Source organism: Roseovarius sp., assembly GCF_030373445.1.
Lineage (GTDB): Bacteria > Pseudomonadota > Alphaproteobacteria > Rhodobacterales > Rhodobacteraceae > Roseovarius.
In genome coordinates this window covers 237242-262567 of the sequence record NZ_JAUCYU010000006.1, presented here as the reverse complement: position 1 = coordinate 262567, position 25326 = coordinate 237242, and the positions used below count along the sequence as shown (strand labels likewise).

27 protein-coding genes are annotated in these 25326 nt (G+C 68.0%); 17 read left to right on the top strand and 10 right to left on the bottom strand.

Annotation, left to right across the window (positions count from 1 at the left end; all coding sequences use genetic code 11):
- Nucleotides 1–63 precede the first annotated feature (63 nt).
- Nucleotides 64–411 (bottom strand): hypothetical protein, encoded by a 348-nt coding sequence (locus QUV18_RS13190; protein ID WP_300894397.1) that lies wholly within the window; start codon nucleotides 409–411, stop codon nucleotides 64–66.
- A 61-nt stretch (nucleotides 412–472) separates the two neighbouring features.
- A complete protein-coding gene (locus tag QUV18_RS13185) occupies nucleotides 473–1330 on the bottom strand; it encodes a helix-turn-helix transcriptional regulator (protein WP_300894396.1) in 858 nt (285 codons plus the stop codon).
- Nucleotides 1331–1439: 109 nt separating this feature from the next.
- Between QUV18_RS13185 and QUV18_RS13180 the strand changes: the two genes are divergently transcribed.
- From QUV18_RS13180 to QUV18_RS13170, 3 genes are all read left to right on the top strand, one after another.
- Complete coding sequence (locus tag QUV18_RS13180) at nucleotides 1440–1646, top strand: DUF2061 domain-containing protein (RefSeq protein WP_300894395.1); 207 nt, start codon at nucleotides 1440–1442, stop codon at nucleotides 1644–1646.
- Nucleotides 1639–2571: a fatty acid desaturase gene (locus QUV18_RS13175; protein WP_300894394.1), complete on the top strand. Its 933-nt coding sequence runs from the start codon at nucleotides 1639–1641 to the stop codon at nucleotides 2569–2571. The genes QUV18_RS13180 and QUV18_RS13175 overlap by 8 nt, the downstream gene beginning before the upstream one ends.
- A 96-nt stretch (nucleotides 2572–2667) precedes the next feature.
- Nucleotides 2668–3570, top strand: a complete 903-nt coding sequence (locus tag QUV18_RS13170; protein WP_300894393.1) for a DMT family transporter — start codon at nucleotides 2668–2670, stop codon at nucleotides 3568–3570.
- Nucleotides 3571–3748: 178 nt separating this feature from the next.
- On the opposite strand, the gene QUV18_RS13165 is transcribed toward QUV18_RS13170, so the two are convergent.
- Both QUV18_RS13165 and QUV18_RS13160 read right to left on the bottom strand, forming a co-directional pair.
- Nucleotides 3749–4444 (bottom strand): NUDIX hydrolase, encoded by a 696-nt coding sequence (locus tag QUV18_RS13165; protein ID WP_300894392.1) that lies wholly within the window; start codon nucleotides 4442–4444, stop codon nucleotides 3749–3751.
- Nucleotides 4445–4493: 49 nt separating this feature from the next.
- A complete protein-coding gene (locus QUV18_RS13160) occupies nucleotides 4494–4883 on the bottom strand; it encodes a DUF983 domain-containing protein (RefSeq protein WP_300894391.1) in 390 nt (129 codons plus the stop codon).
- Between the two features lie 222 nt (nucleotides 4884–5105).
- On the opposite strand from QUV18_RS13160, the gene QUV18_RS13155 reads away from it, so the two are divergent.
- The 4 genes from QUV18_RS13155 to QUV18_RS13140 all read left to right on the top strand — a co-directional run bounded on the left by QUV18_RS13155 (nucleotide 5106) and on the right by QUV18_RS13140 (nucleotide 7177).
- Nucleotides 5106–5624 (top strand): EF-hand domain-containing protein, encoded by a 519-nt coding sequence (locus QUV18_RS13155; RefSeq protein ID WP_300894390.1) that lies wholly within the window; start codon nucleotides 5106–5108, stop codon nucleotides 5622–5624.
- Between the two features lie 110 nt (nucleotides 5625–5734).
- Nucleotides 5735–6322 (top strand): RNA polymerase sigma factor, encoded by a 588-nt coding sequence (locus QUV18_RS13150; protein WP_300894389.1) that lies wholly within the window; start codon nucleotides 5735–5737, stop codon nucleotides 6320–6322.
- On the top strand, nucleotides 6315–6698 hold the full coding sequence (locus QUV18_RS13145; RefSeq protein WP_300894388.1) for a hypothetical protein: 384 nt from the start codon (nucleotides 6315–6317) through the stop codon (nucleotides 6696–6698). The genes QUV18_RS13150 and QUV18_RS13145 overlap by 8 nt, the downstream gene beginning before the upstream one ends.
- Nucleotides 6698–7177 (top strand): periplasmic heavy metal sensor, encoded by a 480-nt coding sequence (locus tag QUV18_RS13140; RefSeq protein ID WP_300894387.1) that lies wholly within the window; start codon nucleotides 6698–6700, stop codon nucleotides 7175–7177. Before QUV18_RS13145 ends, QUV18_RS13140 begins: the two co-directional genes overlap by 1 nt.
- Before the next feature lie 8 nt (nucleotides 7178–7185).
- Here the strand turns inward: QUV18_RS13140 and QUV18_RS13135 are convergent, their stop codons facing one another.
- Complete coding sequence (locus QUV18_RS13135) at nucleotides 7186–8583, bottom strand: diguanylate cyclase (RefSeq protein WP_300894386.1); 1398 nt, start codon at nucleotides 8581–8583, stop codon at nucleotides 7186–7188.
- An 86-nt stretch (nucleotides 8584–8669) separates the two neighbouring features.
- Between QUV18_RS13135 and QUV18_RS13130 the strand changes: the two genes are divergently transcribed.
- From QUV18_RS13130 to QUV18_RS13095, 8 genes are all read left to right on the top strand, one after another.
- Nucleotides 8670–8954 (top strand): DUF3572 domain-containing protein, encoded by a 285-nt coding sequence (locus QUV18_RS13130; protein ID WP_300894385.1) that lies wholly within the window; start codon nucleotides 8670–8672, stop codon nucleotides 8952–8954.
- A 9-nt stretch (nucleotides 8955–8963) separates the two neighbouring features.
- The gene (locus QUV18_RS13125) at nucleotides 8964–9668 is read left to right on the top strand and encodes an HAD family hydrolase (RefSeq protein WP_300894384.1); all 705 of its coding nucleotides are present in this window, start codon (nucleotides 8964–8966) and stop codon (nucleotides 9666–9668) included.
- Nucleotides 9665–10558 (top strand): DMT family transporter, encoded by an 894-nt coding sequence (locus tag QUV18_RS13120; RefSeq protein ID WP_300894383.1) that lies wholly within the window; start codon nucleotides 9665–9667, stop codon nucleotides 10556–10558. The genes QUV18_RS13125 and QUV18_RS13120 overlap by 4 nt, the downstream gene beginning before the upstream one ends.
- 88 nt (nucleotides 10559–10646) lie before the next feature.
- The gene (locus QUV18_RS13115; protein ID WP_300894382.1) at nucleotides 10647–12209 is read left to right on the top strand and encodes a trimethylamine methyltransferase family protein; all 1563 of its coding nucleotides are present in this window, start codon (nucleotides 10647–10649) and stop codon (nucleotides 12207–12209) included.
- Between the two features lie 125 nt (nucleotides 12210–12334).
- Complete coding sequence (locus tag QUV18_RS13110) at nucleotides 12335–12931, top strand: heme NO-binding domain-containing protein (protein ID WP_300894381.1); 597 nt, start codon at nucleotides 12335–12337, stop codon at nucleotides 12929–12931.
- Entirely contained in the window at nucleotides 12928–13971 is a 1044-nt protein-coding gene (locus QUV18_RS13105) for a GGDEF domain-containing protein (protein WP_300894380.1), read from the top strand. The genes QUV18_RS13110 and QUV18_RS13105 overlap by 4 nt, the downstream gene beginning before the upstream one ends.
- A gap of 84 nt (nucleotides 13972–14055) precedes the next feature.
- Nucleotides 14056–15069: an NAD-dependent epimerase/dehydratase family protein gene (locus QUV18_RS13100; RefSeq protein WP_300894379.1), complete on the top strand. Its 1014-nt coding sequence runs from the start codon at nucleotides 14056–14058 to the stop codon at nucleotides 15067–15069.
- Between the two features lie 73 nt (nucleotides 15070–15142).
- A complete protein-coding gene (locus tag QUV18_RS13095; RefSeq protein ID WP_300894378.1) occupies nucleotides 15143–16453 on the top strand; it encodes a tetratricopeptide repeat protein in 1311 nt (436 codons plus the stop codon).
- Nucleotides 16454–16455: 2 nt separating this feature from the next.
- Here QUV18_RS13095 and QUV18_RS13090 read toward each other — a convergent pair whose 3' ends face one another.
- Nucleotides 16456–17061, bottom strand: coding sequence for a flavin reductase family protein (locus QUV18_RS13090; RefSeq protein ID WP_300894377.1), 606 nt, complete (start codon nucleotides 17059–17061; stop codon nucleotides 16456–16458).
- A 103-nt stretch (nucleotides 17062–17164) separates the two neighbouring features.
- Between QUV18_RS13090 and QUV18_RS13085 the strand changes: the two genes are divergently transcribed.
- Nucleotides 17165–17647, top strand: a complete 483-nt coding sequence (locus tag QUV18_RS13085; protein ID WP_300894376.1) for an N-acetyltransferase — start codon at nucleotides 17165–17167, stop codon at nucleotides 17645–17647.
- 53 nt (nucleotides 17648–17700) lie between these two features.
- Nucleotides 17701–18468, top strand: coding sequence for an EcsC family protein (locus QUV18_RS13080; protein ID WP_300894375.1), 768 nt, complete (start codon nucleotides 17701–17703; stop codon nucleotides 18466–18468).
- Nucleotide 18469: 1 nt separating this feature from the next.
- Here QUV18_RS13080 and QUV18_RS13075 read toward each other — a convergent pair whose 3' ends face one another.
- From QUV18_RS13075 to QUV18_RS13060, 4 genes are all read right to left on the bottom strand, one after another.
- On the bottom strand, nucleotides 18470–18865 hold the full coding sequence (locus QUV18_RS13075) for a hypothetical protein (RefSeq protein WP_300894374.1): 396 nt from the start codon (nucleotides 18863–18865) through the stop codon (nucleotides 18470–18472).
- Between the two features lie 499 nt (nucleotides 18866–19364).
- On the bottom strand, nucleotides 19365–21614 hold the full coding sequence (gene ptsP, locus QUV18_RS13070) for a phosphoenolpyruvate--protein phosphotransferase (protein WP_300894373.1): 2250 nt from the start codon (nucleotides 21612–21614) through the stop codon (nucleotides 19365–19367).
- Between the two features lie 58 nt (nucleotides 21615–21672).
- Nucleotides 21673–22911, bottom strand: coding sequence for an aspartate kinase (locus tag QUV18_RS13065; protein ID WP_300894372.1), 1239 nt, complete (start codon nucleotides 22909–22911; stop codon nucleotides 21673–21675).
- A gap of 436 nt (nucleotides 22912–23347) precedes the next feature.
- Nucleotides 23348–25270, bottom strand: a complete 1923-nt coding sequence (locus QUV18_RS13060) for a capsular polysaccharide biosynthesis protein (protein ID WP_300894442.1) — start codon at nucleotides 25268–25270, stop codon at nucleotides 23348–23350.
- Nucleotides 25271–25326 lie beyond the last annotated feature (56 nt).

The following is a 25326-nucleotide window of genomic DNA, read 5'->3' as shown; positions in this document are numbered from 1 at the left end:
GGCTGGGTGGTTTGCGGAATGGATCTGTACGGCTGCGCGGCGTATACAGCCGGATCGGTCTGGTTACCGCGGCATCAGCCGCTCCAGCCCCGTGCCGTTGTCCCACGTGCCGTGCAGCTCTCGCCCGGTGACCAAGTAGATGATCGGCGTGGCCGCGCCCCAGTTCACGGTCACGATCCGGCCCTGCACGTTGCCGCGGCCCTGGTAGCTTTGCCCATCGATGGACCAGTAAATCTCCACCTCGCTGCCCTGCTGGATGATCTCGACGACCCCGGCATAGGCGCGCCCGTCGGGGTAGCGGCCCTGCGCGGTGTATTGCCCGGCGATCTGGAGGATCTGCGAATCGTGCGCCGTGGCGGCGGTGGCCAGGGCGGCCAGCGCGGCGGCGGTGAAGAGTCGGCGGGCGAGCATGGCGGGGTCTCCGGTAACGCAGGGGAAGCCTAGCCGGGGCCCACGAGGCTGTCCATCTCCCTCAGGTTCCGGACCAGATCGCGCGAATATGGTCGGGCAGGGCGCGGGCGGTGACATGGGCCTCGCGCACGAGGTGGTCGAAATGCGCTGTCAGCGTCTGCACCCGCTCGGTATCGCGGAAGACCATGTAGTTCTGCCCGATATAGACCGCCGCCAGCAGGGGGCCGTAGATCGTGACCGGTGCCGAGAAGAGGCGGCGGGCGTCGAAAAGATACATGCGCAGGCGCGGGTAGAGCTGTTCGGTGACGTCCAGCAGGAATTGCATCTGCTCCTCGCGCACGTCGCGGGGCAGGCCGGTATAGTAACCTTCGCCCTTCAGGAAGGCGTCGATCTCGAAGAGGGGCAGGGCGATCTCGTAATCCGACTGGGTGCGGCGCATCCACGAGAGGCGATCCTCGGAGGCGCCGATGGCCTGGTCGATGCTGCGGCCGAGGTGGGGGGCGTATTCCCATTCGAGCATGGCGCGGGTCTTGAGCATGTCGGGGAGGCCCGCGGGCACGTGGCGGATCTTGTAGCCCGCGGCCTCCTGGTGCCAGCGGAGGATCTGCTCGTCGACCAGCGCGCGGGGGGCCTCGGTCAGCGACAGGGTGTGGGCGACGATGTCGGCGGCGGTCTCGGGCCGGTCGGTGAGGCCCAGAAGCCAGTCGGCGGAGACGCCGAGCGCGGCGGCGCATTCGCCCACCACCTGGGCGTTGGGCAGGCGGGCGCCGGGGCCCTTGATGAGCTGGGATATGGTCGACCGGTCGACCCCCACGGCCCGGGCGAGGCCGGATTGCGTGGTGCCGCGGTCGCGCATCGCCTCGGCGATGCGGCTGCGAAACAGGGTCGCGCGGTCGCGCTTGTCGATGATTTCCCGCATATAGTGACAAATATCACCATTGCAGAAGAATGTTAACCGTATTCGGAATATCCTGCTGACATCTTCTGACGTAACGTTTCCGTGAATTGGGGAAAATCCGGAGTATCGAATGGAGACGCGAGCGCGGACGCTTGTGAAAGCTGTGGTGTGGAATGCGATCGGCCTTGGGGTGATGAGCCTCGTGGGCCTCGCGATGACCGGGTCGGCCGCCGTGGGCGGTGTGATGGCCGCGATCAACACCACCATCGGGCTGTCCTGCTATGTCGTCTACGAGCGTATCTGGTCCCGCATCGACTGGGGACGCGTTCATGGCTGAGACATTTCGCAAGGAAACCGGGATCGAGTGGCCGACCGTCGGCCTGATGCTGTTGTGCTACGGCGCCTGGGCGGTGGCCATCACCTGGGCGGCGGCGGTCTGGCTGCCGCTGGGCATGGCGCTGGCGGCGCTGGCGATCGCGCTGCATTCGTCGCTGACGCACGAGGCGCTGCATGGGCACCCGTTCCGGAACGAGCGGCTGAACGAGGCCACGGTGTTCCTGTGCCTTGGCCTTTTCATCCCTTACCGGCGGTTCCGCGACCTGCACCTGGCGCACCATGTCGATTCGATCCTGACCGATCCCTATGACGACCCGGAATCGAACTACATGGACCCCGATGTCTGGGCGCGGCTGCCGCGGTGGGGGCAGGTGGTTCTGCGGCTCAACAACACGCTGGCGGGGCGGATGGTATTCGGCCCGGCGCTGTCGGTCTGGACGCTGTGCCGCGACGACTGGCGCGCGGTGCGCAGCGGCGACGGCAAGGTGCTGAACGCGTGGCTGATGCACCTGCCGGGCGTGGTTCCGGTGGTGGCACTGGTGACCTGGGCGCCGATGCCGTTCTGGGCCTACCTGGTGTCGGCTTACGGGGCGTTCTCGGTGCTGAAGATCCGCACGTTCCTCGAGCACCGGGCGCATGAGCGCGCGAGCGGGCGGACCGTGGTGATCGAGGACAAGGGGCCGCTGGCGCTGATCTTCCTGAACAACAACCTGCACGTGGTCCACCACATGCACCCCAAGGTGGCGTGGTACCGCCTGCCGCGGCTGTTCGAGGAGAACCGGGAGAAGTATCTCAAGCGCAATGACGGGTATTACTACCGGTCATACGCCGAGATCTTCGCGCGGCATTTCCTGACGCCCAAGGACCCGGTGCCACACCCGATGTGGCCCGCGCCCGGCGGCAAGCCGGATCAACCGGCGGAGTGACGTGAAAAAGGGGGGCCATGGCGGCCCCCCTTGGCATTGTACGGGGTACAAGCTGTCGCTGGTCATTGCCGGGAAAGTTCGGCATAGGCCTTGGGCATGGAAGCCTGGATCTACCTTGCCATCATGGCCGCCGCGTTCCAGACGCTGCGCTTCATGCTGCAGAAATCGCTCAGCATGGGGACGTTGTCTGCGGGCGGGGCGACGTTTGCGCGGTTCTTCTATGCCGCCCCTTGCGCGTTCCTTCTGGCCGCTGGTTATGTCCTCTGGGGCGGGTTCGAGCTGCCGGCGCCGGGCGGGGTGTTCTGGGCTTACGCGCTGATCGGCGGGCTGGCGCAGATCCTGGCCACGTGGTGCGTGGTGCTGTTGTTCGCGCAGCGGAATTTCGCGGTGGGGATCACCTTCAAGAAGACCGAGGTGATCCAGACCGCGCTGGTTGGCCTGATCGTTCTGGGGGATACGGTGAGCGTGCCGGGGCTGGTGGCGATCGTCGTGGGGCTGACCGGGGTCCTGGTGCTGTCGGATACGCCCGATCTGCAGGGCGGTCGGCTGAAGCGGCTGATGAACAGGGCGGCGGGGCTGGGGCTGTTGTCGGGCGCGCTGTTCGCGGTGTCGGCGGTGACCTATCGGGGCGCGACGCTGGAGGTCGCGAGCGACGATGCCTTCCTGCGGGCGGTGGTCACGGTCTCGGCGGTGACGCTGTCACAGACGGTGGGCATGATGCTCTGGCTGCTCTGGCGCGAGCCGGGGCAGGTGGGACGCGTCTGGGCGGCACGGGGCCGGGCGATCTGGATGGGGGTGGCGAGCCTTGGCGGATCGGTCGGGTGGTTCACGGCGTTCACCTTGCAGAACGCGGCTTACGTTTTTGCCGTGGGGCAGGTGGAGGTGATCTTTTCGCTGATGGCGTCGGTACTGTTCTTCAAGGAGACGATCACGCGGCGGGAGCTGACGGGAATTGCGCTGTTGACGGTGAGTATCCTTCTTCTGGTGTTGGTGGGGTAGCCCCCGCCCGGAACAAGGCCGAAGGCCGCCGGGCGAGCGCCGGCCCGTATGGGCAGGCAGGCGCTTTGGCGCGTGTTGCGTGACGTTTCGAGCTAAGAGGTGGTCTGGGCCATAAAGTACCAGTCAATGCCGTTGCGGCGCCTACCCACGGGCCAGCGCTCGCCCGGCTTTGCGCCAGTCACTCCACCGGTGCCACGCCCCGCAGCCTGAGGAACAGGCTTTCCTCGTCGTCGTTCTTGAAGAACGGGATCGAGGGCGGCGGGGTGAGGGTGCGGGCGCAGGCGGCGACCTCTGCCAGTACGACCTCGGTGATGAAGGGCAGGTCGAGGGCGCGGGCCTCGGCCAGCGGCACCCATTGCAGGTGCGAGAGTTCCTCGGAGGCGGCGGAGAAGTCGTCGAGGTCGCCCTCGATCCGGTCGGCATCGACGAGGAAGAAGCGCGCGTCGAAGCGGCGGGGCCGGCCGGGGGGCGTGAGGGCGCGGAAGAAGAACTGCATGCCGAGCGCCGAGGGGAGGTAGCCCGCTTCGGCGAAGCGTTCCCAGTCGGGATGCGGCGTGCCGGGCCATTGGCCGGGCTCGCCCAGCAGGAGGCCCGTCTCCTCCCACAGCTCGCGGATGGCGGCGGTGGAGAGTGCGTGGGAGAGGTCGGCCGGGCTGTCTTCCAGCAGGCGTGAGCGGCAGATGTCGGAAAGCGGCGTCACCAGCGGCACGCCCGCGTCGTCGGCATCGACCGCCCCGCCGGGGAAGACGAATTTGGAGGGGAAGAACGCCGCCTTGGCGCCGCGCTGGCCCATCAGCACGCTGGGCGTGGTCATCCGGTCGCGCAGGACGATCACGGTGGCGGCGTCGCGGATGGCGGTCTTGTCGACGGTCATGTGATGCGTGTGTCCCTGTCCTGCGGCGCCTTGTCCGTTGGCCGGACCTTTACGCCTTTTCGCCGAAGCCGTGCATGTGGCGGGCCCACTGGAAGCTGACGACCGCCCCCTTGAGCCGGGGCAGAAGGTAGAGCGAGAGCCCAACGCAGCCAATAGCGAATATGGTGAAAAGAACAAGCGGTTCGGGCCGGAACATGGTGAAGGACACGTGCAGCAGCGGCGCCATCAGGTGGCCGACGATCAGGATGGTGAGGTAGGCCGGGCCGTCATCGGCGCGGTGATGGCTGAGATCCTCGCGGCAGACGGTGCAGGTGTCGCGCACCTTGAGATAGCTTTCCATCATCGGCCCCGAGCCGCAGTTCGGGCATTTGCGCCGGAAGCCGCGGCGCAGCGCGGGCCACAATTCCCGGGTGTCGGTGCTGATGGTCTTGTCTGTCATGGGGTGCCTCGTTCGCGATAGCCCCAGAATTGGGCAATGGCGCGGTGAATTGGAAGGGCGCAGGCCGTCCTTGCGGCCGGATGTCGCAAATATGTTGCCGGAATTTTTTCTGCGCCGGGCGCGACGGAACGGCCGGGCCCATCCGTTCAGGGTATGTAAGCGGCCGGGAATGACGGCCGGTTGCAGGAGCTAGTACAGGTAAGATCTCAAGGAGACGAAGAGATGAAGAACGGTATTCTGATGGCCAGCCTGAGCGCCGCCATCCTGGCGGCTGCCGCCACGCAGGGCATTGCCGCGAGCGACGACTCGGCCAAGGGCCACCACGGCAAGCGCCCCTCTTTCGAAGAGCTCGACGCCAATGGCGACGGCGCCGTCAGCCGCGAGGAGATGCAGGCGCGGATGCAGGCCCGGTTCGACGAGGCCGACGCCGATGGCGACGGCAAGATCACCCGCGAGGAGATGTCGGCGCGGATGGAAGCCCGGGCGTCGGAGCGCCGCGAGCGGTTCCTCAACAAGATGTTCGAGCGCCAGGACGCCGATGCCGACGGCGCGCTGACCATGGAAGAGATGCGCGGCGACCGGGCCGACCGGATGTTCGCCAAGGTCGACCAGGATGGCGACGGCGCCGTCTCGCGCGAGGAATTCGACGCGATGAAGGATCGGATGCACAAGCGTCACGGCAAGCATGGCGAGCATGGCAAGCACAAGCGCGGCGATGACATGGATTCCGGGCAGGACTGACCGAGCAGAGGCCGGGGCGCCCTTGCCAACGGCGGGCGCTCCGGCCACCATCGGTGCCCGAGGGATCCTTGCCGATCCGCTAACCTGAGGCCAGTGCGCGCACCCGGAAAATGACGATGCCGCTTGACGAACAGATGTCCGCCCCAGACGAGGCGCTGTTGGTGCTCTATGCCAACGGCGACGCGGTGGCGGCGCGTGTTCTGACGGCCCGGCTGGTGCCGCGGGTGCTGGCGCAGGCGCAGCGGCTGCTGGGCAACCGGGCCGAGGCCGAGGACGTGGCGCAGGAGGCGATGCTGCGGCTGTGGAAGATCGCGCCGGAATGGCGGCAGGGCGAGGCCAAGGTGACGACCTGGCTTTACCGGGTGACCGCCAACCTGTGCACCGACCGGTTTCGCAAGGCGCGGGGCGTGGGCCTCGACGAGGCGCCGGAACCGGAGGACGAGCGGCCGGGCCCGGCCGAGGGCCTGCAGGAGCGGGCACGGGCCGATGCCTTGCAGGACGCGCTGGACAGGCTGCCGGACAGGCAGCGCGAGGCGGTGATCCTGCGCCATATCGAGGAGCTCGGGAACCCCGAGATCGCCGAGATCATGGAGATCAGCGTGGAGGCGGTGGAAAGCCTGGTGGCACGCGGAAAACGGGCGCTGGCGGCGGATTTGTCCGCCCGGCGCGATGACCTGGGGTACACGGATGATGGATGAACCTGAAAACACCGATCCGCTGAAGGCGTTTTTCGACGCCGGCAAGGCCGCGCGGCCGGAGCCGGGCGATGCGCTGATGGCGCGGATCATGGCCGATGCCGACAGGGTTCAGGCCGAGCGGGCGAAGGCCCCCGCCGCCGTGACGGCGCCGGCGCCGGTGCGGCGTGGCTGGCTGGAGCGGCTGGCGCAGGCGCTGGGCGGCTGGCCGGCGATGACCGGGCTGGCGGCGGCGACGGTGGCCGGGCTCTGGATCGGGGTAAGCGCGCCTGCCGGGCTGACCGGGATGGCGCAGGACGTGATCGCGGGCAACGACGCGGCCTACCTGATCGATCTCGACCCGGACGCGACCTTCGTGCTGGCCGATGGAGGCATGTGATGAGTGACGAGGCAAAGGGCCGGACGCGGGGCTGGGTGAAGATCCTGCTGGTGGTGTCGCTGGGGCTGAACCTGCTGGTGGCGGGCGCGGTGGCGGGGGCGTTCTTCTCGGGCGGCAAGTGGCATCACAAGGGCCCGCCGCGGCTGGAGACGATGGGCGGGCCGCTGACCCGGGCGCTGAGCGACGAGGATCGGCGCGCCATCGGCATGAAGATCCGGCAATCCTACAAGGATGGCTCGTTCTCGCGCGACCGGCACCGCGAGGAATTCGACGGGCTGATCGCCGACCTGAAGGCCGTCCCGTTCGACCCGGCGGCGGTCGAGGCGCGGCTGGCGCGTATCCAGGGACTGTTCCAGGAGCGGCTGAGCCTTGGCCAGTCGCTGCTGATCGAGCGGCTGACCGAGATGGATGACGCCGCGCGCGCCGCCTATGCCGAGCGCCTGGTCGAGCGGCGCGACCGGCGGTACGACCGGGACTGAGCGGTGCGTCAGGCGGCGGGGCGGCGACAGACGGTGACGGTGTCACGCCCGCCGGTCTTGGAGCCGTAAAGCGCCTTGTCGGCCTCGGCCACCAGTTTGCCGACATCCGTTTTCGGCCCCGCGGGGCCCGGCGTGGCAAGCGAGGCGCCGATGCTGACGGTCACCCGCACCGGCCCGCCGCCCCCGGCCAGCGGCACCGAGGTGTCGCGCACCACGCGGCGCAGGTGGTCGGCGAGGTTGCGGACGTCGCGCAGCGAGGTGTCGGGTACGGCGATGAGGAACTCCTCTCCACCGATGCGGGCGATCATGGCGTCGAATGGCAGCGCCGCCCGCATCCGGGCCGAAACCTGTGCCAGCACGGCATCGCCCGCCGCGTGACCGTAGGTGTCGTTGACCGATTTGAAATGGTCGAGATCGGCGACGAGCACGGCGCAGGTGCGGGCCGTGCCCTGGGCGTCTTGGGCCGAGGCGAGCATTCGCTTGACGTAGCTGAGCGCGTAGCGGCGATTGTAGAGCCCGGTGAGCGGGTCGATCACGGCGGCCTGCAACCCGTCTTCGAGCTTGCCGCGCAGGGCGTCGCCGCGGGATTTCTGCGACAGTTGGAAGGCCAGGCGCAGGGCCAGTTCGCGGTCGTCCGTGGCGTCGGGCACGGCGTCATGCGCGCCCATGTCGAGGATCGGCGCGGCAAGGTGCATGACGCCGGGGTCGAGCAGGGCCAGCACGCGGGCGCGCCGGGTGCTGGGCGCCGCCTGAAGCTCGGCCAGGAGGCTCAGGCCCGGGCGGGTGTTGCGCGGCCCGACATGCAGGATGATGGCATCGGGCCGGCGCCGAAGCGCCTTGGCAGTGCCGGGCTCGTCGAGGCCGAGGGCAATGATGTCATGGGCGGTGCCGGCGGCAAGGCGGGTGCGCAGCGCCTCGGCCTGCGGACGGGTGGCGGCGAGGACCGCGACGCTTTGCCGTTTCTGGAAGGCTGCCGGTTCCTCGGCGAACCCGAGCGCGTCGGCAGTGTCGGCGGTCATGCCGAAATCGCTGTCGATCTGCCGGTGCCGCATGATCGACCGGAGGCGGGCCAGCAGGACATTCTCGTCATAGGGCTTGGTGACCACGTCGACAGCGCCGGCGCGCAGAGCGCCAATCCGGCGGCCGCCGTGATCGTCGGGCAGGAGGGCCACGAGGGGCGGTGCGGGCGTGCCGGTGGCGGGCTGGAGGGCGGTCGCGAACTCGGCCAGCGGCATGTCGGGCAGGTCGCCCGCGATCACGATGTCGGGTCGGGCCCGGCGGGCCATCCCGATCGCGTCATGGCCGCTGCCGGCCTGGATCACGCGGTAGAAGGCCGCCGAGAGCGTCACCTTCAACACGATCCGGTTGGTTGCCAGCGCGTCGACAATCAGAATTCTTCCTGTCATCAACGAAAGACCTTCAGGCTTGTTCTTTCCGTCATGTCGACTATCCATGTCAGAAGTTAAGAAAACCTTTCCGGGAATTAACGCAGTTGAATCTGAAGCAGGATGCCGCCGAAGCGATCGCGCTGCAGGCCCTGGGCTGGCTGGCCGGGAATGACGAGCTGTTGCCGGTCTTCCTCGGCGCCTCGGGCGCGTCGGAGGCGGACCTACGGGCGGGCGCCGAAGACCCTGAATTCCTTGGCTCCGTGCTGGATTTCCTGTTGATGGACGATGCATGGGTCCTGGCCTTCTGCGCCGACACGGGGCTTGACACCAGTGCCCCGATGGCCGCCCGCGCGGCCCTTCCCGGGGGCGCACAGATACACTGGACATAAGGGCAGATCGTGAAGAAACCGGTTACGAAGCTTGACGGGCTGCTCTTTGACAAGGACGGCACGCTGTTCGATTTCCACGCCACGTGGAGCGCCTGGGCCAAGGGCCTGATCGTCACGCTGGCCGAGGGCAGGCCGGGGGTGGCCGAGGCGCTGGCCGCGGCGCTGGAATTCGACCTCGAGGCAGAGCGGTTCCGCCCCGGCAGCCCCGCTATCGCCAGCCCGAACCGCGAGGTGGCCGCCTGTGTCGCCGGCGCGCTGGGCACCGCCGACGTGGACGCTGTCGAGACTGTCCTCGACTACCACGCACGGCATGCGCCGTTGTCCCCCGCCGTGCCGCTGGCGCCGTTGCTGGAAGGGCTGCGGGCGCAGGGGCTGATCCTGGGCGTGATGACGAATGACAGCGAATCGACGGCCCATGCGCACCTGGAGGCGGCCGGGGTGGCGGCGCTTTTCGACTTCGTGGCGGGGTACGATTCGGGCTACGGCGCCAAGCCCGAGCCCGGGCCGCTGCTGGCCTTCGCACAGGCCCACAGCCTCAGGCCCGGGCGGGTGGCGATGGTGGGCGACAGCACCCACGACCTTCTGGCCGGGCGGGCCGCGGGAATGCAGACGCTGGCGGTGCTGACCGGCGCCGCCGGGGCTGGCGAGCTGGCGCCCTTTGCCGATCACGTGCTGGCGCATATCGGAGAAATCCCGGCCTGGCTGGCGGCATGAGCCGGCACCCGCTTTACGGTATCTTCCTGGCCATGGCCGGTGCGCTGTTCCTGACGCCGGATGCCATGTTCATGCGGCTGTCGGGCATGGACGGGTTCCAGATGGTGGCCTGGCGGGGGATGCTGATGGGCTCGGTCATGGTGCTGGGCTGGGCGGTGCTGAGCCGCGACCGGCGGGGCGACATCGCGCAGCTTGCCACGGGACCGGGGGTGGCGATCGTCGTCTGCCAGCTCTTCAACTCGATCCTGTTCAGCCTGGGTATCGCCTCGGCCCCGGCCGCGGCAGTCCTTATCGGCGTGGCGGCGGTGCCTGTCTTCTCGGCCCTCCTGAGCCGGGTGATCCTGGCCGAACCGACGCGGGCGGCGACATGGGCGGCGATGGCGGCGGTGCTGGCGGGTATCGCGATTGCCGTTTCGGGCGGGGAGGGCGGCGACGTGCGGCTGAACCTGCGCGCGCTGCTGGGGGCGGGGTTCGGGCTGGCCGTGGCGCTGGTGCTGGCGCTCAACTTCACCATCCTGAGGGCACGGCCCGGCCTGCCGATCATGCTGGTGATCGGGATGGGGGCATGGCTGGCCGGGCTGACCGGGCTGACGATCACCGGGGCCGGTGAGATGGCCGAGGGCCGGCCCTGGGCGATCATCGTGGCGGGCGCGGTGATCCTGCCGGTGTCGTTCTTCGCGCTCTCCTTTGCCTCGCGCCATACGCAGGCGGCGAACGTGAGCCTGCTGATGCTTCTGGAGGTGGTCCTGGCGCCGATCTGGGTGTGGGTCGGGGTGGGCGAGCGGCCGACGGTGAACATGGCGATCGGCGGCGCGGTCGTGGTGGGGAGCCTTGCGATTTACCTGATCGTGACCGGGCGGGGGCTTCGGCCAAAACAGGCGCACGGGTAGCACGAAAGCGACACATCATGTCGCTAACTGGCATTTTCGTGGATGTCAGCGGTGGTGTCATGCCTGTCAGTGGAAACAGGAGTCTCCCATGGCAGTTGAAGCCAAACGCAGGAAGCGCGGCGGCGGCCGCGCGGGCAATGCCGAGCGCCGGGGCACCGCGGTCATCGACCAGATGCCGTGGAACCCGCCGATCAACATCGACCGTCCGGTCGAACCGCTGGACGAGGCGGGCGTGCAGGCGATCCATGACGGCGCGATGCGCATCCTCGAAGAGATCGGCATCGAGTTCCTGAACCCCGAGGCTTTGGAAATCCTTAAGGCGTCGGGCGGCTGCACCGTGGATGGCGAGAACGTGCGCATGGGCCGCGATTTCGTGATGGAGATGATCGCCAAGGCGCCGGAGCAGTGGACGATCACGCCGCGCAACCCCGACCGGATGCTGACCATCGGTGGGCAGCACCTGAATTTCGGCAACGTCTCGTCGCCGCCGAGCTACTGGGACATGAATATCGGGCGGAAGGTGACGGGAACGCGCGAGATGTGCGCGAACCTTCTGAAGCTGAGCCAGTATTTCAACTGCATCCATTTCGTCGGCGGCTACCCGGTGGAGCCGCAGGACGTGCATCCCTCGATCCGCCATCTCGACGTGCTGTATGACAAGCTGACGCTGACCGACAAGGTGGCGCATGCCTATTGCCTGGGCAAGGAGCGGGTCGAGGACGTGATGGAGATGGTGCGCATCGCCGGCGGGCTGACGAGCGACGAGTTCGAGGCCAGGCCGCGCATGTACACCAACATCAACTCGACCTCGCCGCTGAAGCACGACTACCCGATGCTGGATGGCTGGATGCGGATCGCCCGGCGCAACCAGGGGCTGGTGGTGACGCCCTTCACGCTGGCGGGCGCCATGGCGCCGGTGACGATGGCGGGCGCGGTGGCGCAGTCGCTGGCCGAGGGGCTGTGCGCGGTGGTGCTGGCGCAGATCATCCGGCCGGGGGCGTGCTGTGCCATCGGGACGTTCACCTCCAACGTCGACATGAAGTCGGGCGCGCCCGCCTTCGGGACGCCGGAATACATGCGCGCGACGCAGATGACCGGCCAGCTTGCGCGGTTCTACAAGCTGCCGATGCGGGCGAGCGGTGTCTGCGCCGCCAACGTGCCGGACGGGCAGGCGATGTGGGAAACCTCGAACAGCCTGTGGTCGGGCGTGCAGGCCGGGGCGCACATGATCTATCACGCGGCCGGCTGGCTGGAGGGCGGGCTGATCGCGAGCCCCGAGAAGTTCGTCATGGATTGCGAGGTGTTGCAGCAGATCCAGCGCTACATGGACCCGATGCTGACCATGACCGGGCCGGACGAGATTGCCTTTGACGCGGTGCGCGAGGTGGGCGACCAGGGCCATTTCTTCGGCATCCAGCACACGCAGGACCGCTATACCACGGCCTTCTACCAGCCTTTCCTGAGCGACTGGCGGAACTACGAGGCGTGGGAGGCCGCGGGCAGTGCCTGGACGGCGGAGCGCGCGCACCAGGTCTACCGCGACATCGTCGCCAGTTTCGAGGCGCCGCCGATGGACGAGGGCATCCGCGAGGAGCTGGCCGCGTTCGTCGAACGGCGCAAGGAAGAGGGTGGGGCGCCGACGGATTTCTGAGGCCCGAGAGCCGGTTGCACCCGCCGGGGCGCATGGCGCCGGCGGGCGGAAATGCCGAAATTCGGATTTATTGACACTTCTTTAACGCCGGCCTGTCACAACTAGCCTCGTCTTGGAGGCAGAGCATGCACGGGCTGATCAACCAGGCCATCGAGCGTTTCGCGCGCGCCACATACGGAAACGGGTTCTGGGAGCGGGTCTGCCGCCGCCGAAACCTGCCGGTTTTGACCTTCGAGGCGATGCAGAGCTATGACCCGGAGGTGACGGAGGCGTTGCTGGACGGGATGGCGCAGGTGCTGGGCAAGCCGCGCGGCGAGGTGCTGGAGGATATCGGCACCTTCCTTGTCTCCTCGCCCTCGACCGGGGCGCTTCGCCGGCTGCTGCGCTTCGGGGGGACCGGGTTCGTCGATTTCCTTCTTTCGCTGGACGACCTGCCCGCGCGGGTCAGGCTGGCGGTGCCGGAGCTGGAGCTGCCGCAGATGGAGCTGCGCGAGCACGGGGCGCGGTCGTTCAGCTTCGTGGTGCGCACGGAAGGGGCGGGCAAGCCGTGGTTCGGGCACGTGATGGTGGGCCTGTTGCGGGCGATGGCGGATGATTACGGCGCGCTGGTGGTGATGGAGCACATGGGCGCAAGCCCGGGGCGCGAGATCATCGCGATCATGCTGCTGGAGGCGTCCTTTGCCGAGGGCCGGCGTTTCGACCTCGGGGCGCGGGCGCCATGAGTTTCGTGGCGCTGGACTCTGTGAAGCTTGGCGCGGTGCTCGACACGCTCTGCCCGATGCACCTGCTGCTGGATGGCACGGGGCATATCCGCCACGCCGGCCCGGCCATGCGCAAGCTGAGCCCCGGCGGCGCGCCGGAAGGGATGCACCTGGCCGAGCTCCTGGACCTGCGCCGCCCCCGCGCCTCGGACCGGATGGAGGCCCTGCTGGCGCTGGCGGGACGGAAGCTGCACTTCGCGCTGCGCATGCCGCCGCGGACCGAGCTGAAGGGCGTGCTGGTGCCGTTGCCGTCGGAGGCGGGGGCGGGCGGCGAAGCGCCGGCGGGCGCGGTGCTGAACCTGTCCTTCGGCATCTCGATCGTCGACGCGGTGCGGGATTTCGCCCTGACCAGCGCCGATTTCGCGGCCACCGACCTGGCCATCGAGATGCTCTACCTCGTCGAGGCGAAATCGGCCGCGATGGAGGAGTTGCGTCGGCTGAACACCCGGCTCGACGGCGCGCGGATCGAGGCGCTGGAGGCGTCGGTGACCGACAAGCTGACCGGGCTGCGCAACCGCCGCGCGCTGGAGCCGGTGCTGACGCGCATGGCCGAGACGCGGGCGGATTTCGCCCTGATGCATCTCGACCTCGACCACTTCAAGGGCGTGAACGACACCTTTGGCCATGCCGCAGGAGACGCGGTGCTGCAGGCCGTGGCCTGCCGGCTGACGAGCGGCACACGCGACCGCGACACGCTGATCCGCATCGGCGGGGACGAGTTCCTGTTGGTCCTGCCCGAGCAGTCGCGGACCGAGGCGGTGGCCGACCTGGCGCACCGCCTGATCGGGGAAATCGCCCGGCCGATACCTTACGGCGACCGGCGGCTGACGGTGTCGGCCAGCATCGGCGCGAGCCTGAGCCGGGGATATGACCCGCTCGACCCGGTACGGATGATGCATGACGCCGACACCGCGCTATACGCGGCCAAGGCGGCGGGGCGGGGTATCTACCGGCTTTACACGCCCGAACTGGGGCAAATGGGGGCCGGCCGGCCGGGGTAACCGCCTGCGCCCGCGGCAAAGCTTGTGCCGCGAGGGCCCAGGGGCTATCGATTCGATACAAGAATAATCGGGGCGGGAGCGGGCATGACACGGGTATTCATCACCGGCACGGCCGGGTTCATCGGCTATCACCTGGCCAGCCTTTTGCTGGACGAGGGGATCGAGGTGCATGGCTTCGACGGGATGACGGATTACTACGATGTCAGCCTGAAGCAACGCCGCCACCAGATGTTGCACCAGAAGCCGGGCTTTGCCGCGACCGAGGCGATGCTGGAAGATCAGGATGCTCTGGATGCGGCGGCGGATGCGTTCAAACCGGACGTGATCGTGCACCTCGCGGCGCAGGCCGGGGTGCGCTACAGCCTCGAGGCGCCACGGGCCTATATCGATGCCAACGTGGTCGGCACGTTCAACGTGATGGAGGCGGCGCGGCGGCACGAGGTGCGGCACCTGCTGATGGCCTCGACCAGCTCGGTCTACGGGGCCGAGACGGAGATGCCCTATCGCGAGACGCAGAAGGCCGACACGCAGATGACGATCTACGCGGCCACCAAGAAGGCCTGCGAGGCGATGGGCCATTCCTATGCGCACCTGTGGAACCTGCCGACGACGATGTTCCGGTTCTTCACCGTCTACGGGCCCTGGGGGCGGCCGGACATGGCGCTTTACAAGTTCGTCGACGCGATCCTCGAGGACCGGCCGATCGACGTCTATAACCACGGCGAGATGTACCGGGATTTCACCTATGTCGACGACCTCGTGCGGGGGATCCGGCTGCTGATCGACGCGGCGCCGGTACGCCCCGAGAGCCCCGAGGACATTGCCGAAGGCGACAGCCTGTCGCCCGTGGCGCCCTACCGGGTGGTCAATATCGGCAATTCGCAGACCGTGCGCCTGCTGGATTTCGTCGACGCGATCGAGGAGGCGCTGGGGAAAAAGGCGCAACGCAACCTGATGGAGATGCAGAAGGGCGACGTGCCGGCCACCTGGGCCGATGCCAGCCTGTTGCAGAGCCTGACGGGCTATCGCCCCGAAACGGATTTGCGCGAGGGGATCGCGCGGTTCGTGGCGTGGTTCCGGGAGTATTACGGGAAGTAGGGGGCGCAGGGCGGTTGATCTTGTGCAGGCCGCGGGTAAGCTTCGGGTTGATTGAAGGTTCGGAGATTTTCACATGGCGCCCTTGCGCTTGCCCGTTGTTTCCAGAGTTCTTTTCACCCTTTGCGCCGCCCCGGCCGCGGGCTTTCCGCTTATCGACAGCTCGGAGGAGACCCATGCCTCGGTCTGTATCGGGTCGTCCGATACGGCGGAGCGGTTGCTCGAGATTTGCGGCATCGCCCTTTCCGGGTCGGGCCATACCTCCGAAGAGCTTGCCAGGATGGAGGAATCGCTGGGCATCGCCTATTACGAAACCGACCGGCTGGAGGAGGCGCGGGCGGTTTTCGAGGCGACGCTGGCGCGCGACCCGGACGAGGACAGGGCCATCCGCGGGCTTGGCTGGGTGCTTCATGACAAGGGGGATTATGCGGCCGCGGCGGACCAGTTTCGCCGCGCGCTGGATATTTCCGCGTCGGCCTCGGCACTTGCCGGGCTGGGCCTGAGCCTTTGGGACCTGGAGCAGATCGGCTTCGACGAGTTGATGACCTACCTGGATGCGGCGCTGGCGATAAACCCCGGCTATGACTGGGCCCGGCGCGAGAAGGGATGGCGGCTTCTGGAGGTGGACCGTGCCGCGGAGGCGCGCGACCTCTTCGCCACGTTCCTCGAGGAGGCCCCGTGGGACGCGAACGCGCTGGCCGGCCTGACCAAGTCCTACAAGGCGCTGGGCGAGCACGAGAAGGTGATCGAACAGACCGGCCGGGCGCTGGAGGACGACATGGACCCGGCCTATTTCCTTGACCTGCGGATCGGATCGCTGTTCGTGCTGGAGCGGTACCGGCAGGTGATCCGCGATGCCGACGCCCTGGTCGAGGTGTCCCCGGAAACGCACGAGGGATATATCTGGCGCGCGCGGGCCATGTCGGCACTTGGTCGCGGAAGTGACGCGCTGGCCTACCTGGCCTCTGCCGAGGAGATCCTGGGGCCGGACATCTTCGTCGTCTACTGGCGCGCCAAGCTGATGATGCATCACGGCCAGTACGAGACGGCGGCGCTTCAGATCGGCCGCAACATCGCCGGGGACGAGGTCGATAACTACGACTACGAGCTACTGGGCTATATCGAGTACAACAGGAAGGACATGGCCGCGGCGCGGCGCGCGATCGATCACTCGCTTGACCTGGACGCGACGATTGCCTCGGCCGTGCTGCTGGATGCCCTGCTGATGTTGCAGGAAGAGGTCGGCGTCGAGGCGGCCATTGCCCGCTTCGAGGAGGCGATGGCCCTGGGCCTTTCGAGAAACGGGATCAGCGAGTTCGCCGGCGAACTGGTCGGGGCGGGGTATTTCATGCATGCCATCGCGATCCGCGCGAAACACCCCGGTTGAGGTTATTCCCCGGGGCGTTTGAGCGAGAATTTCTCGCGCACGACGGAGTAGTCGCGGTAGCCCATGCGCGCCAGCGGGTTGAAGCGGAGCACGTCGAAGATGCCGTCGACGAGGCAGTCGTCGCGCATGTGGATGCCGGTGACCTCGCCGAAGACGGTGAAGTTGGCCTCTCCGGGCAATTGCACGATCTGGGTGAGCTTGCATTCGAGCGCGGCGGGCGCGTTGGCCACGCGCGAGCAGGGGACGGTTTCACACTCGGTGCGCTCGATCCCGGCAAGCTCGAACTCGTCGACGTCGCGCTCCCACGGGCCGGAGGATTTGTTCATCACGTCGCGCATGGCGTATTCGACGATGTTGACGCAGAAAAAGCCGGTGTCGCGGATGTTGGCGACGCTGTCCTTGGTGCCGTCGCGATCGTCCTTGGCGGAGGTGGAGGCGAACATCACCTGCGGCGGCACGTAGGCCACGGCGTTGAAGAAGGAATAGGGGGCGATGTTGTCCTGCCCGTCGGTGCCGCGGGTCGAGATCCAGCCGATGGGCCGGGGCGTGACGATGGCGTTGAACGGGTTATGGGGCAGGCCGTGGCCGTCTTCGGGTTTGTAGAACATGGGGCTCCTCTGCGCGGGGGTTGCACCCCGCCTGAAGTTGCGGTTTGAACCAGCCCTAACCGCGTGATACGCGACTATCTACCTGTTTTTCGAGGGGCGGGCGGTGTTTTCACTCAAGGAAGAAACCTCCGACGACTGGTGGGAGGTCGAGGCGCTCTACGACCTTTGCTTTGCGCCGGGGCGGGAGGCGCTGTCCTCGTACCGGCTGCGCGAGGGCGTGGCGCGCGTGCCGGAGCTGTGCCTGGTGGCGCGCGAGGAGGGGATCGTGGCGGGCGCGATCCGGTTCTGGCCGGTGCTGGTGGGCGAGAGCCGGGTGCTGCTGCTGGGCCCCGTGGCGGTGCACCCGACGCACCAGGGCGAAGGGCTGGGCGGTTTCCTGATCCTCGAAAGCCTCGACCGGGCGCGGGATCTGGGCTGGCAGAGGGCGATGCTGGTGGGGGACGAGCCCTATTACGGGCGGTTCGGGTTTCACCGGCTGGAGGGGGTCGAGATGCCGCCGCCGACCAACCCCGCAAGGGTCCTGGGCGTCGCGCTTGCCGAGGGGGCGTGGGACGGGGTCACCGGCCAGGTGACACGCTGCGCTTGAAACGGCGGGCGATTGTGCCGATCTTCAGGGGGTAGCCTTCGAAGGAGTGGCGAATGGAAATTCTCGAAGCCCCGATTACGCCCGAGGCCGTGGAAGCGCGGCTGAAAGTTCTGGCGCAGCGCCATGCGCGGGCCGGCAACGTGGGTATCCAGGTGCTGAACGTGATCGGCGGACAGGCGGAAACGCTGTTGAACCGGCTGCCCTCGGGCGTGCGCATGCAGTTGGCCGAGCGCACCGACCAGGCGCTGAACCTCGCGATGGATGCCGCGCATCGCTCGCGCGGGGTGATCGAGGTGAGCCCCGGCTGGATGAGCCGGGCGCTGACCACCGCGATGGGCGGGCTGGGCGGCATGGGCGGCCTGCCCACGGCGCTGGCGGAACTGCCGGTGACGGTGACGGTGCTGCTTCGGGCCATCCAGGACGTGGCGGTGGAGCACGGGTTCGACCCGGCCGAGCCGGGGGTGCAGTATGACTGCATCCAGGTGTTCGCCGCGGCCGGGCCGCTGGATCATGACGACGGGTCGGACCTGGCGTTTCTGAGCACGCGGATGGCGGTGACGGGCACGGCGATCCGGTCGCTGATCGCCAAGGTCGCGCCGCGGCTGGCGACGGTGCTTGGCCAGAAGCTGGCGGCGCAGACGGTGCCGGTGCTGGGCGCCGCGGCGGGGGCGGCGACGAATTACGCCTATACCAGCTACTACCAGCAGATGGCGCATGTGCATTTCGGCCTGCGGCGGCTGGCGATCGATGCCGGGAAACCGCATGGCGAGCTGATCGAGGATTTCCGCCAGTTCGTCGAGGCGCCGGTGAAGCGGGCCTAGGTCAGCCCGCGTCGACCGCCTCGTAGAGGATGTGCAGGATATCCGGTTGCGGGCTGAAGCCCAGCGTGGCGCTGTCATACACGGTCAGCGCCCCGATGATGGCGCCGTTGGTGATGTCTGCGCCCATGCCGTTCGGCCAGAAATAGCGGCGGCGACGCTGGCAGAGCAGGATCATCTGGGTGCGCCATGCGGCGTTCTGCCAGCCGCAGGCGGCGCCGAGTTCGGGCGCCGTGCTGTCGGGGGCGTCGAGCAGGGCCTGGATGGCGCGGCGCTCGTTGGGCGTGAGGGGGATGTCGGCGAAGGCCTGTTCCACCCGCTCGCGGCGCGGCAGGGTGGCGAGGTCGGCGGCATCGGCCGGGATATGGCGATTGGCCGGGTCGGGCACGGGCAGCGACATGGAGGCCGGCCGCCGGAGCGATGGTAAACAAGAGGTTAACGGATGGGGGGAAGTGCCCGGAAGAGCCATGGTGCTGTCGTCCTCAATGGTGGCGCTATGGTTGCGCCTTGGAATGAACGGTAGCAGGACACGGTTTGTTCCTCAAGCCGGGTGATATTATTCAGATTGTGAATCAGATGGTTAAGGACCGGTTTTCGAGTCGTTCGGGGCAGGGGGTACAACCCGTGGTATTGGCCCCGAATGCAGGCCCCGATTCTTGCGGTGACTGAAAAGTCACAGCGGTGGGGGAGATTTTCATGGCTTTCGCTTCAGGGCACTTTCAGCCCGGAGCAAAGCCGCGCCAAAGGCGCGGCGCCGGGCAGCGCCCGACCGCCCCCAGGGCGGGCGCTTCTGCAACGGGGCCATGCAGAGCGAAGGTCGGATGTTGGCCGCACCATAAATCAACCATCAAGACCGTTGGTGCGCCCACCCGCGGTCGGGCGCTGCCCGGCGTTAGCCCCTACAGCTTCCCGCGCAGGTACTCCATCACCTGCGGGCGGACGGACTGGACGCCGGCCTCGCGCGCCTCGTGGATCACCTCGCGGAGTTCGGAGAGATCGGTGCGCCGCAGGATCGACTTGACCGGCCCGATGGAGGCCGGGCGCATCGAGAGCGAGCGCAGGCCGATGGCGGCCATGCAGGCGGCCTCGACCGGGCGGCCGGCATCCTCTCCGCAGAAGGAGAGGGGTGTTTCCAGCCGGTTGCAGCGGTCGACGATGCCTTCGAGGAAGGTCAGGAAGCTGACGTTGAGCGTGTCGTAGCGCTTGCGGACCAGCTCGTTCTCGCGGTCGGCGGCGAAGAAGAACTGTTTCAGGTCGTTGCCGCCGATCGAGAGGAAATCGACCTCGCGGTAGAAGCTGTCGGGGGCGAAGGCGAGCGACGGGGTTTCCAGCATCGCACCGACCTCGAGCGAGGAGGGCAGGTTGTGCCCGAGGATGCGCTCGCGTTCGAGGGCCATGTCCATCTCGGCGCGGGCGGCGGTGAATTCCTCGCGCTGGGCGACGAAGGGGAACATGACGGAAAGCGGCCGGCCATTGGCGGCGCGAATGAGCGCCTGGAGCTGCATCCGCATGACGCCGGGCTTGTCGAGACCCACGCGCACCGCCCGCCAGCCGAGCGCCGGGTTGGGCTCGTCGGTGGCGGTCATGTAGGGCAGCACCTTGTCGGAGCCGATGTCGAGCGTGCGGAAGATGACGCGCTTGTCGTGGGCGGCGTCCATCACGCGGGCGTAGAGCTCGCTCAGCTCGGCCCGCTTGGGCATGTGGTTGCGGATGAGGAACTGCAGTTCCGTGCGGAAGAGGCCCACGCCCTCGGCGCCGGAGCCGTCGAGGCTGGGCAGGTCGGCCATGAGACCGGCGTTCATCAGCAGCGAAATGCGCGTGCCGCAGACGGTTTCGGCGGGCTTGTCGCGGATCGAGGCGTAGCGTTCCTGGGCCTTGGCGGCCATCGCCATCTTGTCGCGGAAGGCGTTCACGACGGATTCGTCGGGGCGCAGGTGGGCGACGCCCTGGTCGCCGTCGACAAGGATCAGGTCGCCGTTCAGGGCCTCGGTGGTGATGCGCTCGGCATGGATGACGAGGGGGATGGCGAGCGCCCGGGCGACGATGGCGGCGTGGCTGCCGACCGAGCCTTCCTCGAGCACGATACCCTTGAGGCGGCGGCCATAGTCGAGCAGTTCGCCGGGGCCGATATTGCGGGCGATGAGGATCGGGTCGGGCGGCATTTCGGCGCCGGTCTCGTTGCCCTGCCCGGTGAGGATGCGCAGCAGGCGGTTCGACAGGTCGTCGAGGTCGTGCAGCCGGTCGCGCAGGTAGGGGTCGGTCACCTGCGCCATGCGCGCGCGGGCGGCGGATTGTTCCTTTTCCACCGCCGCCTCGGCCGAGAGGCCGCGGGAGATGTCTTCCTCCATCCGGCGCATCCAGCCCTTGGAATTGGCGAACATGCGGTAGGCCTCGAGCACCTGGAGCTGTTCGCTGTCGCCGGTCTTGGCGTTGGACAGCATGCGGTCGACGCCGACGCGGAGTTCGTCGACCGCGGTGGTGAGGCGTTCCATCTCGCGGTGCGGGTCGTCGGCGATGGGGTTGGTGACGACGACTCGCGGCTCGTGCAGCCAGACCCGGCCCTGGGCCGCGCCTTCCTGCCCGGTGGCGCCGTGGAAGAGCACGGCCTGCTGGTGGCGGGCCTTCATCGCCGCGCCTTCGCCCACGAAGGCGCCGAGCTCGGCCATCTCGGCCAGGACCATGGCGACGACCTCGACGGCGTAGACCTCTTCCTCGGAGAAGATGCGGGCGTCTTTCGACTGGACGACCAGCACGCCGAGGGTTTCGCCCAGCCGCTGGACGGGGACGCCGAGCATGGAGCAATACGCTTCCTCGCCCGTCTCGGGCATGTAGCGGAAGCCGCGGGTGCCGGGGGCGTCGTCGGTGTTGATGATGTGGCCGCGCTGGGCGATGCGGCCGACGAGCCCCTCGCCAAGGCGCATGCGGGTCTGGTGGACGGCCTCGGGCTTGAGGCCCTCGGTGGCGCAAAGCTCGAGCGTGTCCTCGTCGCGGAAGAGGTAGATCGAGCAGACCTCGCAATGCATTTCCTCGGCGATCAGCGCGGTAATGCGGTCAAGGCGCGTCTGGCCGGCCGCGTCCTCGGCCATCACCGAGCGCAGGCGGCCGAGCATCTGCCGGCTGTCGGTCTGATGTTCCTGCGGTGCCGTCATGCGCTTTGCGGGACCTGTCCTTCTGGCGGCCCGACCCTGTCATGCCCCGGGGGGATTGTCAGGCCGCCTTTTCCAATCCGAAGGCATCATGCAGGGCCTGGACCGCGAGTTCCATATATTTCCGGTCGATCAGCACGGAAATCTTGATCTCGGAGGTTGCAATCACCTTGATGTTTATTCCCTCGGCGCTGAGCGTCTTGAACATGCGGGCGGCGACGCCCGACTGGCTGCGCATGCCGATGCCGACGGCGGAGACCTTGGCCACCTCGGTGTCGGCGATCAGGTCGTGGAAGTTGATGTCGCCGCGGGTCTTGGCCTCGCGCAGGGCCTTCTCGGCGCGGGTGACCTGGCCCACGGGGCAGGAGAAGGTCATGTCGGTGCGACCTTCCTCCGAGATGTTCTGGACGATCATGTCGACGTTGACGCCGGCATCCGAGAGGGGGCCGAAGATGGCCGCGGCGATGCCGGGGCGGTCGGCGACCGAGACGAGGGTCATCTTCGCCTCGTCGCGGGAATAGGCGATGCCGTTGACGACGTTTGATTCCATGATTTCCTCCTCGGCACAGACCAGCGTGCCCGCGGTGTCCGACTGTTCCTCGAAACTGCTGAGAACGCGCAGTTTTACATTGTAACGCATGGCCAGTTCGACCGAGCGGGTTTGCAGCACCTTGGCGCCGAGGCTGGCCAGTTCCAGCATCTCCTCGAACGCGATCTTGTCAAGCTTGCGGGCCTTGGCGGTGATCCGCGGGTCGGTTGTGTAGACGCCGTCGACATCGGTGTAGATGTCGCAGCGCTCGGCATCGAAGGCGGCGGCGAAGGCCACGGCCGTGGTGTCGGAGCCGCCCCGGCCCAGCGTGGTGATCCGGCCCTCGGGGCTGACGCCCTGGAAACCGGCGACAACGGCCACGCGCATGCCTTCGGAGAACTTGGCGTTGATGTTGTCGGTGGGGATCTCCTCGATCCGGGCGGCGGAGTGGGCGGAGGTGGTTTTCAAAGGCACCTGCCAGCCCTGCCAGCTTCGGGCGGGGACATCCATTTCCTGCAAGGTGAGCGCCATGAGGCCGGCGGTGATGTTCTCGCCCGAGCTGACCACGGCGTCGTATTCGCGGGCGTCGTAGAAGGGCGAGATCTCGTCCACCCAGCCGACCAGCTCGTTGGTGCGGCCAGCCATGGCGGAGACGATGACGATGACGTCGTAGCCCTTGGCCACCTCGACGCCCACGCGTTTTGCCGCCCGGCGGATGCGGTCGATGTTGGCGACGGAGGTGCCGCCGAATTTCATGACGAGAATGGGCATGGGGCGCATCCTTGGGCTTGGTCCGGGGGCGGTTTACGCGCGGTTTGAGACCGGCGCAAGTGGCGGCGATGCGGGAGGTCGGCGATTCGAAGGTTAACGGCGTTGTTTTGAAGGGATCGTGACGTCGGTATCACGTCGGTATTCCGTCGGTATCGCGTCGGTGCGGGGGCGGTATCGGGCGAGGGTGAATGTGGCGTGCGGTGGGGTAAGCCACGAGATGTGGGTCGGAGGATTTTGCGCACAGGGTGAGGAGCCGCGCATCGGCGGGCCGTGGTGCGGCGAACCGACGGTGGTGAGGGGCAGTTTATGTCTGCCAAGTACTTCCATCGTTCGAGCGTGGCACTTCAATTGCCAAATCGCCGTGCCGTCGGGACGGCCCGCCGATGCGCGGCGGGCTTCGCCCTTGATTCCGCGCAGGGTCTTCGGGACCGTTCCCCTACCGCCACCACCCCGCGTAAGACGCGAACACCCCCTGCAGTTTCGCCAGCGCCCTATTGGCGCGGGAGGGGCGGGGCACGGTGCCCGCGGCCAATCGGTCGGCCACCACCTCGACCGGGCAGGGGAGGTCGGTGACCGGGTCGTGGTAGCGGGGGTAGTCGATGAGGGTGGCGTGGACGAGGCCTTCGAGAGACGGCCGGGCCGCGCGGCGGGCGGGGGTCCGGCCGAGGTCTCGGGTGAGGCCCCAGCCGGCGTAGAAGGGCGCGCCGGTGGTGGTGACCTTGACGCCGCGCAGCAGGGCCTCGAAGCCCATCAGCGAGGTCATGGTCCAGACCTCGTCGACCCGGTCGAGGAGGTCGGCGGGGTTGGTGCGGGGCAGGACCATGTCGGCGAGGCGGTCGAGGTCGGTTTGGGCGACGTGGCCGGTGCGGAGGCCCGCTTCGACGTCCGGGTGCGGCTTGTAGAGGATCACGGCGTCGGGGTTCTCGGCGCGGGCTTTTTCCAGCAGCGCGAGGTTGGTGTGGATCTCGCCCGCGCCGAGCTTGATGGAGGCGTCATCCTCGACCTGTCCGGGCACGAGGATCAGGTGGCCCGAGGGCAGGTCGGGGGCGGTGTCGCCGAGGTTGTACTTGCTGAGGCGCTGGCGGGTCAGCGTCTTGATCAGGGCCTCGGCGCGGGCCTGCTGGTCGGGGCGCAGTTCGGCGCGCTGGGCGATGAGGCGTTCGAGGCGGCTTTCCGTCGAGGGGTCGTAGTAGATGCCGAGATCGTCGCAGACGAGCGACAGGGGCGGGATCAGGTCGGCGCCGAGGCCGCGGGAGCGCAGGAAGCCGTCTTCCACCCGGACCGCGCCTTCGGGGGCGACCTGCGGTTTCGAGGCCCAGACCATGGCGGGGCGGGGCCCGGCGGGCAGGGAGTCGGCGGCGAAGCGCAGGGCCTCGTGCCGGCCGAAGAAGCGTTGCAGGGGTTTGCGTTTCCACAGGCGCATGGCGTAGGCGGCCCAGCCGTGGCGGTCTTCGCGCCAGGCGCGGGTTTGCGCCTCGAGCGCGGAAATGGCGTCTTCCAACGTGCCTAGCCGGTCGCGGTAGGGGTCGTACCAGCGGGGGTAAAGGATCATCGTGGCGGCGAAGAGTTGCGCCTTGGAGAGGCGGCGGCCGCGGCGGGGGAGATTGAGCGGGTGGCGGTCGTCGGTGAGGCCCCAGCCGGCATAGAAGGGCTGGCCGAAGACGCGGGGGCGGTGGCCGGCGAAGATCGCCTCGAAGCCCAGTTGCGAGGAGACGGTATAGACGGCGATGGCGCCCTCGAGCAGGGCCCAGGGGCTGACCGCGTCGGAGAACAGCCGGACGCGCCCGGATTCGTCTTCGCCGGAGAAATAGCCGTCGCGGTGGGCGTGCTGGGTTTCGGGATGGATCTTGACCAGGATGCGGGCGCCGGGGTTTTCCTCCTGCGCGTAGTAGAGCATCTCGCGGAAGGTGTTGGCGTCGGCGTTGCCGTGGGTGACGCTGGCATCGCCCTTGGTCTGGTCGATGACGAGGACGTAGCCGGGCTCCGGCACGGGGTGCCCGGCGTCGAAGCCGGTGTACTTGGTGAGATGCGCCTCGTGGATGCGGGCGATGGCGCCGCGGGCACGATCCATCAGCACGGTGTCGTCGAGCGGGTGGGTGGCCAGCAGGGTTTCGAGGTCGGAGGGGGTGTTGGGGTTGAAATGGACGCCCTGGCTGTCGATGGCGAGGCCGAGCGGCGGTTCGCCGCTGCGGCCGGGGAAGAGGGAGCGGAGGAAGATGTCCTCGATCCGGATGAGGCCGGCGCCGGTGGCTTCGGCGATTTTCTCGCCCCGGGTGGCGTAGGGGGAGTGGCCCCAGACGGCGATCAGATCGTCGGGGCCGGGCTTGCCGAGGCGGAGGGGGTAGCCTGCCAGTTCCATGATCCGGCGGACGCGGGCCTGGCGGAAGAACCCGGCGTTGAAATAGAAAACCCGCC